General features: G+C 57.7%; 20 protein-coding genes and 1 tRNA gene. 1 reads left to right on the forward strand and 20 read right to left on the reverse strand.

All coding sequences use genetic code 11. The features are described from left to right. Positions 1 to 118: 118 nt before the first annotated feature. The 9 genes from GH659_RS12215 to GH659_RS12255 form a co-directional block, all read right to left on the reverse strand. The gene (locus GH659_RS12215) at positions 119 to 637 is read right to left on the reverse strand and encodes a hypothetical protein (protein ID WP_153111718.1); all 519 of its coding nucleotides are present in this window, start codon (positions 635 to 637) and stop codon (positions 119 to 121) included. A gap of 733 nt (positions 638 to 1370) precedes the next feature. Beyond that, positions 1371 to 2705 (reverse strand): AAA family ATPase, encoded by a 1335-nt coding sequence (locus GH659_RS12220; protein WP_211364231.1) that lies wholly within the window; start codon positions 2703 to 2705, stop codon positions 1371 to 1373. A 178-nt stretch (positions 2706 to 2883) separates the two neighbouring features. Next, positions 2884 to 3327 carry a DEAD/DEAH box helicase family protein gene (locus GH659_RS12225; protein ID WP_211364232.1) on the reverse strand — a complete coding sequence of 148 codons (444 nt, stop codon included), beginning with the start codon at positions 3325 to 3327 and terminating at the stop codon, positions 2884 to 2886. Then, entirely contained in the window at positions 3324 to 3737 is a 414-nt protein-coding gene (locus tag GH659_RS14920; protein ID WP_211364233.1) for a Fic family protein, read from the reverse strand. The genes GH659_RS12225 and GH659_RS14920 overlap by 4 nt, the downstream gene beginning before the upstream one ends. Before the next feature lie 33 nt (positions 3738 to 3770). Next, the gene (locus GH659_RS12235; RefSeq protein ID WP_153111720.1) at positions 3771 to 4424 is read right to left on the reverse strand and encodes a DUF4276 family protein; all 654 of its coding nucleotides are present in this window, start codon (positions 4422 to 4424) and stop codon (positions 3771 to 3773) included. A gap of 3 nt (positions 4425 to 4427) precedes the next feature. Continuing rightward, positions 4428 to 5657, reverse strand: coding sequence for an AAA family ATPase (locus GH659_RS12240; RefSeq protein ID WP_153111721.1), 1230 nt, complete (start codon positions 5655 to 5657; stop codon positions 4428 to 4430). Positions 5658 to 5857: 200 nt separating this feature from the next. Continuing rightward, the gene (locus tag GH659_RS12245) at positions 5858 to 7534 is read right to left on the reverse strand and encodes a DUF6079 family protein (RefSeq protein ID WP_211364234.1); all 1677 of its coding nucleotides are present in this window, start codon (positions 7532 to 7534) and stop codon (positions 5858 to 5860) included. Positions 7535 to 7568: 34 nt separating this feature from the next. After that, positions 7569 to 8030: a BREX-3 system P-loop-containing protein BrxF gene (gene brxF / locus GH659_RS12250; RefSeq protein WP_153111722.1), complete on the reverse strand. Its 462-nt coding sequence runs from the start codon at positions 8028 to 8030 to the stop codon at positions 7569 to 7571. 4 nt (positions 8031 to 8034) lie between these two features. Next, a complete protein-coding gene (locus GH659_RS12255) occupies positions 8035 to 8952 on the reverse strand; it encodes a helix-turn-helix transcriptional regulator (RefSeq protein ID WP_281349754.1) in 918 nt (305 codons plus the stop codon). Between the two features lie 165 nt (positions 8953 to 9117). Between GH659_RS12255 and GH659_RS12260 the strand changes: the two genes are divergently transcribed. Continuing rightward, positions 9118 to 9432 (forward strand): hypothetical protein, encoded by a 315-nt coding sequence (locus tag GH659_RS12260; protein WP_153111723.1) that lies wholly within the window; start codon positions 9118 to 9120, stop codon positions 9430 to 9432. Between the two features lie 190 nt (positions 9433 to 9622). Here the strand turns inward: GH659_RS12260 and GH659_RS12265 are convergent, their stop codons facing one another. The 11 genes from GH659_RS12265 to ispE form a co-directional block, all read right to left on the reverse strand. Next, complete coding sequence (locus tag GH659_RS12265; protein ID WP_153111724.1) at positions 9623 to 10687, reverse strand: site-specific integrase; 1065 nt, start codon at positions 10685 to 10687, stop codon at positions 9623 to 9625. Continuing rightward, entirely contained in the window at positions 10684 to 11718 is a 1035-nt protein-coding gene (locus GH659_RS12270) for a hypothetical protein (protein ID WP_211364235.1), read from the reverse strand. The genes GH659_RS12265 and GH659_RS12270 overlap by 4 nt, the downstream gene beginning before the upstream one ends. Next, positions 11715 to 12011 (reverse strand): helix-turn-helix transcriptional regulator, encoded by a 297-nt coding sequence (locus GH659_RS12275; RefSeq protein WP_153111725.1) that lies wholly within the window; start codon positions 12009 to 12011, stop codon positions 11715 to 11717. Before GH659_RS12275 ends, GH659_RS12270 begins: the two co-directional genes overlap by 4 nt. A gap of 115 nt (positions 12012 to 12126) precedes the next feature. After that, positions 12127 to 12969, reverse strand: coding sequence for a hypothetical protein (locus tag GH659_RS12280; RefSeq protein ID WP_153111726.1), 843 nt, complete (start codon positions 12967 to 12969; stop codon positions 12127 to 12129). After that, on the reverse strand, positions 12966 to 14138 hold the full coding sequence (locus GH659_RS12285) for a tyrosine-type recombinase/integrase (protein WP_153111727.1): 1173 nt from the start codon (positions 14136 to 14138) through the stop codon (positions 12966 to 12968). Before GH659_RS12285 ends, GH659_RS12280 begins: the two co-directional genes overlap by 4 nt. A 217-nt stretch (positions 14139 to 14355) precedes the next feature. Further along, positions 14356 to 15447, reverse strand: coding sequence for a redox-regulated ATPase YchF (gene ychF / locus GH659_RS12290; RefSeq protein ID WP_153111728.1), 1092 nt, complete (start codon positions 15445 to 15447; stop codon positions 14356 to 14358). A 24-nt stretch (positions 15448 to 15471) separates the two neighbouring features. Continuing rightward, positions 15472 to 16041 carry an aminoacyl-tRNA hydrolase gene (gene pth / locus GH659_RS12295; protein WP_153111729.1) on the reverse strand — a complete coding sequence of 190 codons (570 nt, stop codon included), beginning with the start codon at positions 16039 to 16041 and terminating at the stop codon, positions 15472 to 15474. A 92-nt stretch (positions 16042 to 16133) separates the two neighbouring features. Further along, on the reverse strand, positions 16134 to 16733 hold the full coding sequence (locus GH659_RS12300; protein ID WP_153111730.1) for a 50S ribosomal protein L25/general stress protein Ctc: 600 nt from the start codon (positions 16731 to 16733) through the stop codon (positions 16134 to 16136). 52 nt (positions 16734 to 16785) lie between these two features. Beyond that, a complete protein-coding gene (locus GH659_RS12305; protein ID WP_153111731.1) occupies positions 16786 to 17736 on the reverse strand; it encodes a ribose-phosphate pyrophosphokinase in 951 nt (316 codons plus the stop codon). 94 nt (positions 17737 to 17830) lie between these two features. Beyond that, positions 17831 to 17907: transfer RNA gene (locus tag GH659_RS12310), tRNA-Gln, on the reverse strand. Positions 17908 to 18007: 100 nt separating this feature from the next. Continuing rightward, positions 18008 to 18874, reverse strand: a complete 867-nt coding sequence (gene ispE / locus GH659_RS12315; protein WP_153111732.1) for a 4-(cytidine 5'-diphospho)-2-C-methyl-D-erythritol kinase — start codon at positions 18872 to 18874, stop codon at positions 18008 to 18010. Positions 18875 to 18876 lie beyond the last annotated feature (2 nt).

Raw genomic sequence — 18876 nt, forward strand, 5'->3', positions numbered from 1 at the left:
GCGCTGATCGCGCCGCCTTCCGGTCGGGCCTTCGCCCCTCCCTCTCGGCAACGCGATCAGCGCAAATGAAGTGTCCGGGGTGTGTCAGTTTTGAATCGCTGCCCAACAAAAATCTGTATCAGTTTTGAATCGCCGTTGACACCAATAGATCGAGCAGCCAGTCAATCACCTGGGGAACTGGCAACTCAAGAGCGTTCGCATCCTGGTTCCAGTGTGGCAAAAACCAGAACCGCCCCCCTGGCATGCCTGCATCCAATGGCTGCAGCCGGTTGTCCGCAGGCAAGCTCCAGTTGGCTACCACGCGGGCAAAACCCGGAATGTAGCAATAGGCAAGTAGGTGCCAAAGCACCTGCTGCTGGTTGGCACGACCAGTCCAAGTCCGCAGTTCTAGCGCCTTGTTGAACCCCTGAACATTTGCGAGGTTGCTGCTCAAATCGCGCCTTGCCAATTCATCGATACCCAGCGCCTCGTAGATGCCATCCAGCAGCTCCTGACAAGTCTCGATGTGCTTGTCCAACGGCAGACGAAGATCGGAAAAACGCCTTTTCTCTGGCGTCGTAGATAGCGTTGGGTTTTCTACACCAAGGCTCTGCTGAACCTCCAACAGAAAATCCTCAAAAGACGGAATGCGGGCCATGACTGTTTCGAACGAATTGGATATGGGATGAATTCTGTCCGATGGCAGAGGGCATTGCCATGAAAAAAGTCTGTACACACCCCTTGCGAGGCCGTTGATTTTTCGAGTTGCCGGATCACGGGGTGTGGACGCCTTTTTTACATTGTTGCTTCACTGACAAAAATCCATATTGCTCGGGTCGAAACGCCAATCTGCGTCCGATCTCACACGTAGCTTCCTCGGGCGCGTGTGCAGACTTGCCCGAGGATTTGATCAGGAGAAACACCATGCACATCTATCTCGAAAATGCTCCCAGCAAGACTGGCAACCCGTCTGGCGGTGGCCGTGGCAACAACCCGCCGCGTGGTAAGTAAGTAAGCCGTGGCAACGGGCCTTCTGCATGAGGGCCCGTTTCTTCCAAAGCTCATTTTTGGAATCAGCGTCATGCCAACAAAAGGAAATTCGCCAGCTGACGTGGCGACTGGCTATAAGGAGCTGAAGCCTTGAAATACTGTTCGTCCAAAGAAATTGACGCTCTGGTCAAGCAGCTCATCCGCCAGGGCTGGTCGTTTACGCGCGGGAAGAAGCATGGCCGTCTCCGACCGCCCAACGGTTATCCAACGCTGACTGTTCCCGGCACTCCTGGCGATTGCCGGGCTTTTCTAAACTTCAGGCGCGATCTGCGGCATGTCCTACCTGCCGCAGGAGTGATGATTTGACTGTTGGATGCCTGGCTAGCAGTGCTGCCCCGATCTCAGTTCAAACCATCACGAATAAAGCCCATGCCACGGTTGTTGGCATCCGGTGGCAGAGTGATGTCATTTACCTGAACGATGCCACGACCATCGCGAGCCGCCGCGCCCAATGCCCTGCGCAGCGCCAGCCCCAGGCTTCGCGGGGCCAGGGTCTGCAGTTTCTCCAGCACCTCGATATCCAGCTTTTCGACAAAAGCGTTACCCCAGCTCGCTTCGTCGCGCAAACGTGCGTAGATGGACTGAGCGATGCTGCCGACTTGCTTCGGCGTGGGCGATGGAATGTGCAGTACCGTCAGGCGAGAAAGGATCGGGTCCGGAATGGAGGTTAACTCGTTCGCGGTGGCGATCCAATTGACGTGACTGGCGTCGATGGAAAAATCGCGAATGGAGAGATCAATGAAGTTACGAGCGCTGCGTGGCTCAAGCAAGGTGTAGAGCGCCGCAAGCGGGTCATATTGTTGCCGGCCAACCTTATCGAGTTCATCCAGCACAACCACCGGGTTGGCCAATGGCTGGTAGGCAAGCAACTCAAAAAGAGTGCCCGGCTCCGAGTTATTCCAGAACGCTTCGGAACCTGCCAGCGGTGAGCTCGATTGCGTGCTGGCCATATCGAAAACCCGAAACGGAAGCGACATCCAATCCGCAAGCCATCGCGCGGCTTCGGTCTTGCCGATTCCAGCCGGGCCGACCAGTAGAACAGGGGGCCAGTTCGCACGCCTATCCCCCAACGAGGACAGCGCGAAATGGTCGCGCAGCACTTCGGCCAACTCGCGAAAATTGGGGAAGGCGGCTTCAAAATCATCCATAAGCGCTGCCCAATCCAGCGGAAGCAAACCCAGTTGGCGACGCTCATGACCGGCACGCTTGATGCGGTCCTGAATGGCTTGAGCCCTCCGTAGCTTCTCATCACCCTTTGGGCGATGGCGATCGACGAAAGCCTCCAGGCCTGTGCCGTCCAAAAAAACGATGGTTGGCCGTTGCTCTGTTTCAACAGGATCTGTCTTGGGTGCCTTTCCTTCTTCTGTTGTTTGCTGGACGCCTTCACCCTCCTGAACGAAGGGGCGTGTCTCTTCCGCCGTGAGCTTGCCCAAGTCGCGGACCACCTGTCGCAATTCCTGTTCGTCAATTTTCGGCTGTTGGCTAGGCCGTAAGTCCTCGGCAAACAAACCCAGCTGGTTCTCGTGCCGCTCACAACGCTGAGGACTTGTGCCGTTGCCACTAACAGGGAGGCCACAGACAGGGCAATGGTGCAGCGAGAGATTTTTCGTTTCAGCGATCAAATCCATTACGGCGTGAGCCGCCGCGTGATCACTAGGCAGTTGGTAATGTGCCACCAAGCGATCCCGGATCTGAGTCACGCAGAGTGTGCCTCTTCGCTTGAGGACCGCCGACGAAAGCAAGCATTCCATCTGCTCTATCAAGTGTTCCACCAAGGACAAGTGTCCGGGGGCTGGCTCGAACACCTGCCTAACCAGCCAGGGGTGGCGCTCTTTCAAAGAGGCGAGCACCGTCTCATACCAGAATGCGTTTCACGCGACCACGCAACTTCAACTCGCGCAGCACCAAACCGGCCTCGATGGTCTTGCCAAGGCCCACCTCATCAGCCAGCAGGTAGCGGATGCGGTCGCGGCTGACCGCGCGGTTCAGCGCATAGAGCTGGTGCGGCAACGGCACCACACTGGACTGAATCGGCGCCAGCAACAGATTGTCCTCTAGCGCATCCAGCAGCTTGGCGGCCGCCGTGGTGTGCAGGATCTGCTCCACGCTCGGGCGCACGCTTTCCAGCACTGCAAGATCAGGCGCCCGGGCACGCACCACCGCGTCCTTGGCTGGCAGCCAGACGCGATAGGCGACTTCGCCCCACACGTCCTGCCGCTCGATCACGCGGCAGGGCGTCGCTCGCCGGGTGAACCAGCACCAATCGCCGATGGTGAAATTGCGTCCGGATTGGCTCATTCACTCATCTCTTCGCGTAGCGTTTTGCCTTGTTGAGTCAGGCGGTAGCGCTGTTTGCTGCTGTTGGGCTTATCTGCGATGGCCATTTCGACAAGATCCAATGCCAGCAGAGGAGCCAACACCACCTCACGAAACTTGCTGCGATTGCTACGCCCAACCCACTCCATCAAGGCGGCAATCTCACGCTCATCGGACATTTGCACCAACACGATGCGTTGCTCGGGACTGAGCCCCGACTCGGTCCCGACTTGGTCCTGACTTAGTCCCCGCTTGGCCGGTGAGTCTGCACGTGCGCTGACAAACCGCTGCCTAATTGCCGCTCGCGCCTGCTCGGACGATAGACGTGTTCCCAAGGTTTGGCGGAAGCGGCGCATGGCATCAGTGACCAAGGGTTTGTTGGTCAGTGCCATTGAGTCGTGCGAGCAAGCCATCCTGGTTCATGTCTAAGCCCCCTCTGAAACCAATCGGCGCAAACCATCGCGCAGCTTGCCGAAACTTGGTGAAATATTGCGATCAGGATCAAGCAGCGGACCTATCCGATCCGCCCATTCATGCTTGATCTGTCCTGGCAACGGCCAACCGGCCTTCTTGATTGCTGCTGAACCACCGGGGTAGACCGCATCAGCCAGTAGCTCCCATGTTCCGCAAACACTGTCCTGCTGGTAGCGCTGCAGCACCTCGATTTTGGCTTTCGGGTAGGCTGCCGTCAGCGCCTGTTGGTCGCCAAAGTACCAAGCCTCCATTTCCTCGATGGCGATACGGAACAAGGTGTTCGGTGCAGGATTGCAGCCCGCCACCAGTGCTTTCAGTTCGGCTAGAAAATCCACGCAATTGCGCCGGTCGGAATCCAGAACAACTACCACGGCATCGATCCCCGGCGTTTTGCCGTAACCGCGCAGTAGCTTGGGCAATTGATCTAGCAGAATTCGTTTGGCAGGATCGCCGCCCGCATTCAGATTTTTAGGGATGCGTCCGATTCCTTTGTAAGCGTGACAGCGCCACGTGTGCGGCTCACCCGGCGTCCCGAACAATTTGGGCAACAACGATTCGAGCAACTTCTCACCGGAAGCATCTTCCACCAGTATCTCGATATGCATTGATCACCTCGCATCGAGATAGTCGCTGTACCACAACCCGCCAAGCGGCAAACCTTCAGCCACTAGACTCCGCACCACTTCAAGCTCGGACGCCCGGCGGATGGTAGAAAAACCGTCCAGTCCCTTTTCCAGAATCCACACCTCTTCCGGCGACAAGGCATCCACAAAATACGGTTGGTGCGTGGTCACGAAAACCTGCGGCGCATTCTTCTTGCCCGTGGCGTGCACACGGAATTCCTGCGCCAGCGCCTCCAGTAGCTTGTGATACAGCCCGTTCTCCGGCTCCTCGATGCAGATGAAAGGCGGTGGATCGGGATCTTCCAGTAGCAGGAGGTAGGCAAACATTTTCAACGTGCCATCGGACATCTGCTGGGCAAAGAAAGGGTCACCAAACGCACCATCGTTGAAACGCAGCAGCACGCGCTTGTCGTCCGTCACCTTGGTATCAATTTTGGCTATGCCAGGTATCTTGCTGGCGATGCGATCCAGAATGCTCCTGAAGCGATCCTTGTGCTCGCGCTCCATAAACTGCACTACATTTCCGATGTTGTCGCCGTGTACATTCAAGTGCCGTTGCGGCCCGGCCGTGGGCAGGCTGCGTGCAGCATCAGGATAGAAATACGAGAGATACCAACCTTTGAGGAAGTCCCTAAATTTGCCAATGCGTGGATGCTCTTTCAGCGTACCCAAGGTCGAAATGCCCAGCTCGCGAGGATCAGTCAGCTCCACTGCACTGCTCGCGCTATCCTCTTCCTCGCTATCGCCAATAGCTTCTTCACCGGCCCACACAGAACCTTTGCCATGCTCCAGGCGCAAAAATGGATAAGGCCGCCCGTATTTCTGGTTCTTGCGGCGCTGGCGCAATACTTCGGAGAGCACAAAAGGCCGACCGTTGGCATCCAGATCAATCGCCAGTTCGTAGGTAATAGGACGTTCGTTTTGTGCTTCGCGGTAATAGATCTCGAAACGGATCGGATCGGTCACCTCCTTGGATCGCATGCGATCGAATCCGCCGCGCTGCTTCATGTCGCAGGCCGTCTCCACATCGGTAGCCAAACAATCCGCCACAAAACCGAAAGCGTCGAACAAGGTACTCTTGCCCACGCCGTTCTTCCCGATAACAACGGTGAATGGAGTGAGAGGATCACCGGCCTGCTCTCCGGAGAGTTTTCCCAAGGTCACATCGCGCAAAGCACGAAAGTTCTGGACGCGGAATCCTTCGATGATGGCCATTCAATTCTCCATTTCTCGGCCTACCCTACTGGCCGGCATATGTGCCAATGTTTTGTTCCAAGCAGCGAGATTCATCACTGCGCAACCAGCAACAAATGGCTTTTCCCATGGCCGGTCATTGGGCCCCTCTGCCGGGAGCTGACGCTTCAAGGCTTCAGTGCGGGTCAACAAGTCCGCATCAGACAACATGCTCGCTCCGATCAGCACCAAGTAATAAATGGGCTTCCTCGCCCGTCCTTCGGCGTACTCGTATAGCCATTGCGGCCAACCTTCTTTTCCATCCATTCGACTTCATATTCCCAGATCTTGAATCCAGACACGTAGCTCGGCTTATTTGGATCCTCCGAAACGATCTGCAGTAAGGCTTGGTAGTAAGCACGATCGAGAGCATCAGGCGATAGTCCCTCGGAACGCTTTTCGATTTGCGCGTCGTAGTCGATGTCTTTCTTGAGGTCGAGGTAGTACTGCTCTGTGTCCAGCGCCCTCGAGATGAACTGGCCGTTGACGGTCTTCAGCACCTCCCGCATGACCGTCTGCACCATCGACAGCAGGTTCTCGGCCGGGTCGCCCGGCATGTCTTCCACACCTGGCTGGAACAGGCACAAGGTGTCGCGCAATTCGGTAGCCGTGGGGCCGATGGGGACATGGATATCGCCGCCCGTAGTCAGACGGTGAACGGCCAGCGCGTTGATGACCCGCAGCGCCATGGCTTTGTAGGCCGGGCGCGTGAAGGCTTGCTGTACGCGCGACTCCAGAACCTCGGAGACGCGCATGACCTCCTTGATGTTGGGGTCGGCGCGCAAGACCGAGTTGGCCTTGATGGTGTTCCAAAAGCTCTCGTAGCTGATGAACAGCGGCTTGTCGACAGGCACGTCCTGGTCGAGGATGGCCAGCATGGCGGCCTCGATGGTCTTGAGCGCGCCACGCTTCTCGGTGAAGTGAATCTGCTCGAAGGTCTTCAGGTAATCCGGGTGAACCGGGAACAGCCGCACGTATTCGTCCATGCGCTCGTTCATGGAGTCATAGAACTTGGCGAACGGCGTGAGGTATTCGCGGATTTTGTTCTGCTGGTCGGCCGTCTTCTTGAGCAGGCGCGCGGAGACGACAAAGCTGACGTCCTGGCGGTCAATCAGGATCTGGGTGAAGCGCTCGTTGACGCGGCGCATGCTGTCGGCCACGTGCTGAAAGCGCACGCTGTCGAAGATGGCTTCCTGCACACCGGCCACGAAGCGGAACTTCAGGTGCTTGGTGACTTCGCCAATCTGACGCAGGATGGCCAGATCCTGTACCAGCTCATGATCGCGGCGGGACTGCAGGTACTCCAGGAACTCATCGACAACCAGCAGCACGCCCCGGTCCGGGTATTTCTCGCCAAAGGCTGCCATCATCTCTTCGAAGGAGTCCTTGTTGTTGAGCTCCTTGTCGGCGGTCGGGAAGGTGTAGTCGACGCCGATCTTTTCGAGGAAACGCTCAAGCTGCAAAGTGATGATCTGGCGCAGCGGCATCTGCAGCCCACCCACCTCGATGCGCAGCACCTTGAAGCGGCCAGCGATCGGGGTAACCGCCTCGGCGACCTTGGGGTGGCGGATCATCGGTGCGTAGGCGGCGTCTTCAGCCACCAACGACAGTACCGACATCAAGTGCGACTTACCGGTGCCGTAGTTGCCGACGATTAGCACACCCTTGTGATCAACCGAGTCGTCGAAACTGAGCTGGGGAACCATGAGCTTGGAGATCCGCTCGGCCATGTCGTCGGAGATGACGTAGGTCGCGACGAGCTTCTTGGCTTCGTCCGGGCGCCCGGCATCGAGCAGCTGAATGACTGACTCGATCTGCTCAAACTGGATCAAATCTCCGTATTTCATGTTCTTGGCCATATGCTTTTCTCTTCCCCGCAGTTTCCTGATTCGGTCAAATTTCGAATGCGACCACGCCGTCTCGGCTGTAGTCACGATGTTCTGGATGGCTCATGTCGGCGTACACCAAGTGGTCGCCGCGCAGCTCGCCCGGCCAGACAGCCACAACGCGCTTGGAATGAGCCAGCCGCTTGACGAGGTCAAGCGGGTTGATCTGCAGGCTGGGTTCGAACAACAACTCCAGGTTGTCGAGCAGCAGCGGGTCTTCAGTTCGTTCCTTGTCAGCGATCTCCCGCAGCAGTTCGCCTGCCGAGAAGCCGCGTTTGTTGTTCGGCGTGGCGGCCAAACGGCACCCCAGCTCCAGGCCAACGTTGAGCGGCTCGATATTGAGCTTGGCGCCCAGTTGCCAGAGCAGTCGGGTCTTGCCGCTGCAGCTGGGACCGACCAGCAGAATCAGCTTGCTGTTGAGGTCGCCGATTTCGCCGATGAGTCGTTCGAGTTTTTCGAGCACGCTCATACACTCAGTCCGTCTCGGCTTCGAGCCGTTGTTGCTCAGGGGAGCGGTAGCCCGGCGCCAACACGGCATTGCGCACGCCGTAGATGGCAAGGTGGTCTTTCAACCAAAGCCGGTACTCAGGTCCGCGCAGGGAGTGATCCGGCGAGCAGTCCACGCTCCACTTGCGCAAAATGTACCCGGCCGTGGCGGCGCGCAGCTTTATCCGCAGCACGCCGTCGCGCATGCTGTAGTCCATTTCGGTGATCTCTGGACGGGGTTGATCCGGGTGTGGCACCAACTCCAGTTCGACGATCCGGGTCCACTGAATATCTTGGTCGCTCGTCTCGTGGGGCTCCACTGGCTGGCCCTTGAGTACAACGGGGTTCTTTATTCGGGTGATGACGAAATCCCGGAACTCCTGCGACTTCCGGTCGAAGGCGCGGACGTGCCAGCGGAGGCCGTTGTCGATCAGCGCGAAGGGGACAATTTCCCGCTCGGACTTGCCGCTTGAGATTGAGTAATAGTCGACCGCCATTACGCATTCCTGATGGATCGCCCGAGTGACGCTTGCCAACACATCCAGATCCGGGTGTGTAAGCCGTGATGGGCTCTCGCTGGCCACCCACGCTTTGAGCCGCATCGGCTCACCATCGCCAAATCCCTGGGTCAGCCACGACAGCACTCGCTCTGGGGGGAAATTGAAGATGGTCCGGAAATCTGGCCCAAGGATGTAGGCCTTGCCTTTGGGGTCGTAGTCGATGTTTCCCGGAGACAACTCCTTATAGAGCGCCAAATCCCGGGTTGCCGCTGCTGACTGGATGCCAAACCGTGCCACCAAGTCTTGCCGACGAATCTCTCCCACAAAGCGCACACGCAGCTCTATGAACGCGAGCCGGTCGCGCTGGGGCTGAGTCAGTTGTTCAAGCCTATCGTTCGACACCATGGCTAGCCGTTTCGCAGAGAAAGAAGGGAAATGGGTGTATTAGAGTTAAGTATATGATTTGCCATTAGGCATGTCCATCGAATCGCAATGAACTGTTGATTGGCTATATTATGATTAGCATTGATGCACTTGGACGCGGATCGCCGACCGAAAAAGAGGTTTGATATGGCAATCGACAAGCTCAACAGCCTGCAATTTCTATGCTTTTTGCGGCGCCCTTACTTTGAGGAGTTCGGAGAAGAGGACGGTGTTTACGTCGACCGGGTGCCATTTGAACTGCGCATCCGACTACTCCGCTGGACGTGGCCAACCCGCAGTAGAGACCAGTACTTTTTCACGACGCCCGATGGCCGTGACGTCATCACTCGGGAGGGGTGGGAGGAGTTTGTCCGCTGGGTAGGGGACGCGATGGATCGGCAGTTGAGTGCCGAAGGCGACAACCCGAATGAGGCCGAGAGCATAAAGAGGCAATCCGTTTAGATACCAGACAGGTCGGCTAAAAAGCACGATGAAACACTAACTCCGCCCAACTGGCGGGACTTTTCTCGAGTCGCCCTAACGATCATCAGCAAGCGATCTGGATGGCCGTCATGGGCAATCTGTACAAGCATCGCCCCATCCTCTTCCGCAAAATTCCAATGCACCACCTGAAATACCAGCTCCGGCAGAGTCAAGGAATTTCAGGCTTCGGCACACTGGGCCGTGCTTTCGATAGATGCGATTTTGTGGAGGGCGGCTTGATACTGCGTTCGACCGTTACTTCGAGCGGACGAAGCGCCCCCGCCTTGCTTGCCTGTTGCGCCTGGCCATAGTTGCGCCGGGTCTTGGCGGACACATGACCGAGCCCACGGCTGACTGAATCGGCAGACCGCGTGGATTTGATATCGGCTGCCCACTGGTGGCGCAGGCAATACGCGGTGATGCTATGTCGATGCGCCGGCCACAGGCATTTGCCAAGGCGGCGAACCTCGACAGTAAAGTTGCCCGGGTTGGGAATCTGCACATGCAGGATTGGCTCTTCTTGCTGATCAAGCAACTTATTTGTTGCAACGATCAGGGGGTGATCGTCCGTCGCGACATAGTGAATGATCCGCCAGGGCTGACCTTGGTGCTGACCTTTGACCTTGGCACCATTGACGAAGATGTTGATCATGTCGGTCTGTAGCGTTTCATCGTAGTCGCGCCAGATCACGATACCCATTTGCAGCTCAATTGGCCGGCAACCGCTCACAGCGGCAGCGAGAATCGCCTTGCCATATGATCCCGCCTGGCTACGTTGGCACAGCTTCTCACGCCAGCCCCAGGGCAGTCCGGCGAGGGCCTTACGCTTGCTTTGACGTTTTTTGCGCATCCCCTGAAACCCAGCCGACTGAGTAGCAACGAGAGCTTCAAGGGTCTGCAGGTGCTGTTCCAGTTCGGGCTGGAGGCTTTGCAACTGTTCGTCACTGGCCTGATGCACTGACGCCATCAGTTCGCGCTGCCGCACGTGCAAAAAGTAGCGTAATGCCGCCATGCGCTTGTGGAAGGTGCGTGGGCTGGTCGTATTGGTCAGAACATCCCGCAGGCCATGTTCTGCATAGCGCGCACGATGTAGTAGCGTTTCCCCCAATCTCAGGTAGTCAGCGCGGGTCTTCTGTGACGGGTGGTCAAATGCACCTCCGCGCGGTTGTATGGCTGCCACTGCGTCCCGACACCGAGCTAGAAGCTGAAGTAACTGATGGTACAGGTTTGTCATGATTCGATTTCCTGAACAAGCATTTCGATAACGCGTCCTGACACCTCCCGTGCGCTGCCGCCTTCGATCGCGCACAGCAGTTCATCGCTATCCAGCCTGCCAACACGACGAACAAACCGTCCGTGCTCGATGCAAAAGTATTCAACCTGTTGGTGTTCGGTAATACGCACATAGCTGTTGGCTCGCTCAATTGGCCATGCGAAGCAGCGCCCTTGATAAACCGCCAGCCGCTCAGGTGAGGGGATGGCCGACGTACGTTGCGGCGTGTTGTTTTCTTGCTTGCCAAGCAGATGCCGGGTCAGCGCAACAGGATTTCGCGGAGGTTTGGTTGGTGACTGGAACTGTCGTGCGAGATTGTTTATCACCGCCTGTAAGTCGGCCGCGTTTCTTCCGGCTTGCTGTGCCTCCCGAAGCACCAACCCAACGTCCGCCCGGTGCGAAGCCGGAATGGCTGAGATATCCACAGGCTGGTTAGCCGGCGGCTCTGGGGTTAGGGTTACTTTAGAGTTAGGGTTGGGGTTAGGGTTACTGAGGGAAAGGTTGGATACCTTATCGATACCATATCGACAGGATATCGATAGCGTATCCGCCGCCCCCAGAAGACCGAGTTCTCGGTCCAGAATACGTTGGTACTCCGGGGAAAGGTGCGGGCGGAAATCGTCCAAAAACGGCTGCAGCCAGGCAGGCGGAATGTGCCGGATGTCTCCCAGTGTGCGGTTGCGCAGCTTTGGCCCCATGCTCTGCCCGGCATGGTGGTGCTCCCACCAGATGCGCACCCAGACAAACATCCGTTCGGCGTCGTACCAGGTGAGGTCATTTGCCCGTAGCCGATCAATCACCTGCAACCATTGATCAGCCGACCAACCCACTTCTGCACAGGCAATCTTGGGGACAAGAGGGTAGGCACCGACGACGTTGGAATCAGGACACGTGAGTAGGTGGACCAAGGCGATTTTGTCTTCTGTGGTGCAGATTTGCAGACGTGGAGAACGCCAGAAACCCTGGTCATTGATCGTGCGCTGACGGCTCACTTGCCTATTCCCCGGGCACCATTTGTCACCCTCGCGCGAAGTTGTGGGTTTGCAAGCGCAAGGCCAGGCGCCGCTTTGCAACCGCCGTCATCAAACAGGTTTTGCAGGTCAACCCGGTGGTTAATCGCCTGTTCTTCCAGCCAGGCATCGATTTCTTCTTCCAGAAACATCACCATGCGGCTGCCGCCGAGGTTGATCGGTTTTGGAAAGCCAGGTTGTCTGGACAAGCGCCAGAGCGACGTGCGGCTAACAGAAAGCTTATTGCAAACTTCTTGGATACGAATGCTGCGCATGCTGTGGTACTCCTCGAAACGTCGTGAAAACACGAGCAATATTGCGAGGAGCGGCAGTGCGAGTCACGGGCAAAAAAGCAGCGAGAAATCTACGATTTATTGCCCGTGTCATGGGTCAGCGCGTTTGGGGAATAAAGTTCGGCATGTCGTCGGCGGTTCCGCAATCAAGATGACTACGCGTCTGTTTGAGGGTCAATGTGACGGTGAACTCGCCATCACACCACTGCGCGTAAATTTGCGGCTGGTGAAATTTTCTCAGAGCAGTTTTTGCGTACTGCAGGCCCACTACCGGAGATATTCCCGCTTTAGCAAATACGGCAGCCAAACAACGAATGGAGTCGGATTCAGCAGAACGAGATGTGTTTTTCGGATCTTTCCGGTCGGAGACTGTGCTGGAGACGGTCAGTGGCCAATCTTCTTGAATACACAGCGCTACAAACTCGCGTGCAATCTGAAACTCCAGGGAATTACTAGGTCGCCCTTTTCTCTTGGCACCAGATAGTTGCTCTGCACCGGCCCGGAGCCAAATTAGATTATTGCTCCATAGCAGGCGATTGGCGTGGCGCGGATACAGTGTGTCGTCGTAAGCATCCGGCACCAGGCTATCGTCCAAGTCATCGTTGAACGCTAACGCCCGGTAATACTCTTTGATACAGACGTCCTGTTCGCTGCCCAGTCTCTCAAGTTCATCCGCGCGCAGATCGCGCAAGGCGTCTTGCAGTTGACCGGCGGCCTTCGCGACTGCGAGGAAGCGATTTCGGCTGTTCTTGTCCAGCATGATTGCGCGCCGATCAACATATCTTTGTGCCAAGGCATGCAGTTGCTCAGAAAAAGCGTCAGGGTCACTGAACACGGGTTTGCCTTGGCGAGTACGGCGCATAAAGATTTCGTGTTCAATTTCTCCGAGATGGAGAAACTCAGGCTCAGCGCGAGCCGAATTGCGTTGTGTTGCGTTCATGACTGCTTCCTCCATGTATCGAGATGATCAGCCCAGTCCTGCATCATGGCGCGGCGTTCGTCGAAATAGGTAGCGTGGTTGTACGTGCGGCGCACGTTGTTCTGGTCAGCATGGGCAAGCTGCGCCTCAATGGCATCAGGGCGATATCCCATCTCGTTGAGACGGGTACTGCCGGTAGTCCGGGTAGCATGGGGGCTGTAAGTACCGCTCCAGCCCAGCACCTTGAGTGCCTGTCGGATCGATGCGGCGGACATCGGAGCGTTGCGATCATCCCGGCCGGGGAATAGATGCTTGCGGTTGCCAGTGATAGATTGCAGGCCTTTGAGCATTTCAACGGCTTGGCGTGGCAAGGGCACAATGTGTTCTTTACGTGCCTTCATCCTCTCAGCGGCGATGGTCCACGTTGCCTTCTCAAGGTCGAATTCATCCCATGCTGCCTCGGCCACTTCAGTCGGACGAGCAAGCGTCCACCACATCAGTTGCATACAGTGACTTACCTGAAAACTGCAGCGGTGGTTTTCGAAGTCGTACAGCAGCTTGCCGATTTGTTCCTTGCTAAGCGCTGGCTTGTGCTGAGTTTTGTTAGCAGGAAGGGCCTTGCGTACCGGCCAGACCGGGTCGCTGTCGGCGCGCAGGGTAGCAACGGCGAATTCGAACACCGCAGACATCGTGCGCCGCGCCTCCGCCGCGACCGTGGGAGCTCCACGCTTCGCGGTTTTTTGAAGGATATCGAGCACGTGGGCCGGAGTCACTTCGCGCACCGGCATTTTCCCTATGCTGGGAAAAACCACACGCTGCAACATGTCCAGTCGCCGGTTTTTGGTGACATCTTCCCAGTCTTTTGTCTGCAGCCACTCCTTGGCGACAACCTCAAAGGTGTTCTGGGCTTCTCCGGCCTGTCTGATGCGGTCTAGCTGCCGCTGTTGCGCTGGGTTGATGCCCAGCTTGACCAGTTTGCGCGCGGCTTCACTACGCTCCCTTGCTTCGGATAGCGTCAGTGAAGGGTACTCGCCAAGGGCAAACATGCTTGGCTTGCCGTCCAGCGTGAAGCGAAAGCGCCAGGCTTTCACGCCATTCGGTTTGACCTCCAGATAGAGCCCGCGCTGATCATTCAGGCGGTAGAGTTTTTCCTTGGGCTTGGCGTTGCGACAATGTGCGTCGGTAAGCACGGTGACGGCCTCCTCGTAGCGGTGACAGCATGACTGTACTCACTTTCTGGCTGGCGCGCAAAATACCGTACTCACCATTGTACTCATTAAACCATTGGCAACCCGGGAAATCAGCGGGCACTTCCTGAAACAATAAAACCGCCTAACTGCGCGATTTTGTTGTTGTTTCTTTGCTTTCTCTGGGTTTCATGAAACACCCAGAAAGCAATGAGTTGACTCAGACGTTGAACAGGAAATTCAGAATATCGCCGTCCTTGACGACGTAGTCCTTGCCTTCCGCGCGCATTTTGCCGGCCTCCTTCGCGCCCTGTTCGCCGCCACAGGCGATGAAGTCGTCGAAGCCGATCGTCTGCGCGCGGATGAAGCCGCGTTCGAAGTCGGTATGGATCACGCCGGCGGCCTGCGGCGCCGTGTCGCCCTTGTGGATCGTCCACGCGCGCACTTCCTTGACGCCGGCCGTGAAGTAGGTCTGCAGGCCGAGCAGCTGATAGGTGGCACGAATCAGGCGATCCAGGCCCGGCTCTTCAAGACCGAGATCGGCGAGGAAAAGCTGCTTCTCCTCGTCGTCGAGTTCGACAATTTCCGCCTCGATCGCGGCGCAGATGGCCACCACTTCGGCCTTTTCGCCCTTGGCGTGCGCGCGCACGGCGTCGAGGTGGGGATTGTTCTCGAAGCCGGTTTCAGCGACGTTGGCCGCATAGAGCACCGGCTTGGCGGTAATCAGGCAGAAGGTCTTGATGCTCGCCCATTCTTCCTTGGTGAGGTCGAGCGCGCGCACCGGCTTGCCGGCGTCGAGCTGGGCAAAGCATTTGTCGAGCACGGCGACGAGCAGCTTGGCTTCCTTGTCGCCGGCGCTGGCCGGCTTGCGGTAGCGGTTGAGCGCCTTTTCGACGGTCGCCAGGTCAGCCAAGGCCAGTTCGGTATCGATAACCTCGATGTCGCGGATCGGATCGACGCTGCCGGAGACGTGTATCACGTTGTCGTTGGCGAAGCAGCGCACGACATGGACGATGGCGTCCGTCTCGCGGATGTTGGCGAGAAACTGGTTGCCAAGCCCCTCACCCTTGGACGCGCCAGCCACCAGGCCGGCGATATCGACGAATTCAGTCACCGCCGGAACGGTCCGCTGCGGCTTCACGATCTTCGCCAGTTCGTCGAGACGCTTGTCCGGCACTTCGACCACGCCGACCGACGGCTCGATCGTGCAGAACGGGTAGTTCTCGGCCGCGACACCGGCTTTTGTCAGTGCGTTGAAAAGGGTGGACTTGCCTACGTTCGGCAGACCGACGATTCCGCATTTGAGGCTCATGGTGTAACTCCTGTCCTGTATTCGTTAAACAGCTTTGGTGTGCAGCGCCTGTTGCGCTGTGGCGTAATCGCCGACGGCGAGCTTCGGCCATGCAATCAGGCAACGGTCGAGCGCCCGGTCGATCTCGTCCAGCTCTTCGCGACGCGGTGGCTTGAGGACGAAGTTGATCACCTCGTTTCGGTTGCCGGGATGCCCGATACCGAGCCGCAAGCGCCAAAAATTCGGGGAGCCAAGCTGGGCCTGAATATCTTTCAAACCATTGTGGCCGCCATTGCCGCCACCTTGCTTGATCCGAATGCCACCCGGCGGCAAGTCGAGCTCGTCATGCACGACGAGGACCTCTTCGGGCGCGATCTTGTAAAACCGGGCCAGCGCCGCCACCGACTGCCCGGAGCGATTCATGAAGGTCGTCGGCTTGAGCAGCCAGAGTTCATCGCGGCGTCCGGCGTGGCCAAAAAACTTGCCCTGCGGCGCCAACGTCACCTTGAGACCGGCCGCCAAGCGGTCGATAAACCAGAATCCGAGATTGTGCCGGGTGGCCTCATAATCGCCTCCGGGATTACCGAGGCCAACAATCAGGCGAGGTGCAGTCATTGTGCTCACTCGATTAAAACAAAGGCCGCCGCAGGTAAAACCCGTACGGCGGCCTGTTGGTCGGACGTTCAGTCAGACGCGATGAAGCTGAATCAGGCAGCAGCCTCGCCTTCAGCCTCCTCGCTGCCCTTCTTCTTGCCGATGACCGAAACGACAACGAGATCGTCGCCATGCACCACCGGCTTCACGCCTTGCGGGAAGGTGAGCTGCGAGATATGGAGCGACTGACCGGCCTTCATGTCCTTCAGGTCGACTTCGATGAAGGCTGGAAGATCCTGCGGCAGACAGGCAACGTCGATCTCGTTCATGATCTGGGCGACCTTGCCGCCACCGATCTTGACGCCCGGGGCGATGTCAGCGTTGATGAAGTGGAGCGGAACCTTCTGGTGAATCGGGCGGGTAACGTCGACGCGCTGGAAATCAACGTGCAAGACGAGCGGCTTGTACGGATGCATCTGGGCATCACGCAACAGAACGTTCTGCTCGGCACCGTCGAGCTTGAGCGTAATCAGGCTTGAGTGAAACGCCTCTTTGCGCAGCGACAGGAGCAGTTCATTGTGGTCAAGCTCGACCACTTCCGGCGCGGTCGAACCACCGTAAATGATGCCCGGAACCTTGCCAGCGTGACGCAGGCGGCGGCTCGCTCCGGACCCCTGCACTTCGCGCTTTTGTGCATTCAATTCGAATTTCATAGTAACTCCAGGTAATTAACCCGTCCGCGACCAGACGGGTGGTGAAAAAAACTTAATCGAGGAACAGCGACGAAACCGAATCCTCATTGCTGATGCGACGGATCGTTTCAGCCAACAGTTCCGCCACGGTAAGCTGGCGGATGCGCGAACACTTTTGCGCATCGTCCGACAGCGGGATGGTGTCGGTGACGATCAGCTGATCAATGTCAGAATCCTTGATGCGGCTGACGGCGGCCCCGGAAAGCACGGGGTGTGTGCAATAAGCAACGACACCTTTCGCGCCATGCGCCTTGAGTGCCGTAGCGGCCTTGCACAGCGTTCCGGCCGTATCGACGATGTCGTCCATCAGCACACAGGTACGATCCCTGACGTCACCGATGATGTTCATGACTTCCGAAACATTCGCCTTCGGGCGGCGCTTGTCGATGATGGCCAGATCGCACTCAAGGCGCTTGGCCAGCGCCCGGGCCCGCACCACGCCGCCCACATCAGGCGACACGACCATCAGATTCTCGAACTTCTGCTGCTCGACATCGTTCAGCATGATCGGCAGCGAATAGATGTTGTCGACCGGGATATTGAAGAAACCCTGGATCTGCTCGGCATGCAGGTCCATGGTCAGCACGCGATGGACGCCAGCCGCGGTCAAGAGATCGGCGACCAGTTTGGCGGCGATGGGCACACGGGCCGAACGCACGCGGCGATCCTGACGGGAATAGCCAAAGTAGGGAATGACGGCGGTGATCCGGCCGGCCGAGGCGCGCTTGAGCGCATCGACCATGATCAGCAGCTCCATCAGGTTTTCGTTCGATGGCGCACAGGTCGGCTGGATGACGAAAACGTCGTTGCCGCGCACATGCTCCTCGATTTCAACGGAAATCTCGCCATCCGAGAAACGGCCCACCTGAGCCCGCCCCATCGAGATATCCAAGCGTTTGACGACTTCGGCCGCCAGTTTGGAATTGGCATTGCCGGAAAAAACCATCAGGCTATCGTAGGCCATGTCGAACACCCGTCGCGCCGGGAGGCGCCTTGAAGAACTGCTTTGGAAAACAACGCGGGCAGGTATCAACCTGCCCGCGTTTTGGAAACTTGAATGGCTGGGGAAGAAGGATTCGAACCTTCGAATGCCGGAATCAAAATCCGGTGCCTTGACCAACTTGGCGACTCCCCAGCAGCTGCTCACAGATCAATGCAAGCGAGGCGCGCATTGTACAAAGGGTTTTGCAAAAATGGAAGTACCTGGCGGATTTTTTTAACAAAATCGGTCAGATTCAAGATGCGAGGCCATGCAACGGATGTTTTTCGAGCCCCGGCGCCAACCAGCCGCGCATCTGTGGCGGCAAACCAGCAAGGATTTCTGCCGCGGCTTCCCGCGTCGGCAACTCGGCGAAAACACAGGCCCCCGATCCCGTCATGCGTGCCGGCACACGAGCATTCAGCCAGTGCAAATGACGCCCGACCTCGACAAAACGGGACACCGCCACTTCCTGCAAATCGTTCGCGCCAAAGCCCGGCCTCCAGTCCGCGGCAGCAATCGGGGCCGTATCCCGCCTGAGTTCGGGAGCGCCAAAGATGGCGACCGTTGGCACCTGCACGGGCGGTTCCAGAACAAGATACCAGGCCGGGGGAACTTCGACCGGCAGCAAGGCTTCGCCCACCCCTTCGGCGAACGCATTGCGGCCAAACACAAAAACCGGCACGTCGGCGCCAAGGCCAAGGCCGATTTCCTGCAGGCGCTGACGTGTCAATCCCAATTGCCAGAGATGGTTGAGCGCCAGCAGGACGCTAGCTGCATCGGAGCTGCCACCGCCCAGACCGCCGCCCATCGGCAGGCGCTTCTCGATACGGATATCCACGCCGCCCCGGCACCCCGTTTCCGCCTGCAGCAGGCGAGCCGCCCGGACGGTCAAATCGCTCTCTGCCGGCACCCCGGGCAACGGGTTAAGCAGCACGACACGGCCGTCGCTGCGCGGCGAGAAATGCAACGTATCGCCATGATCGACCAGGCGGAACACCGTCTGCAGCAGGTGATACCCATCATCCCGGCGACCAACGACATGCAGGAAAAGGTTGAGTTTGGCCGGCGCCGGATAAGCGCTTTGCCAGGTCCATTCAGAAGAAGTCGGAAGATCAGTCACAG

The sequence above is a fragment of the Propionivibrio limicola genome (assembly GCF_009469695.1).
Classification (GTDB): Bacteria; Pseudomonadota; Gammaproteobacteria; order Burkholderiales; family Rhodocyclaceae; genus Propionivibrio; species Propionivibrio limicola.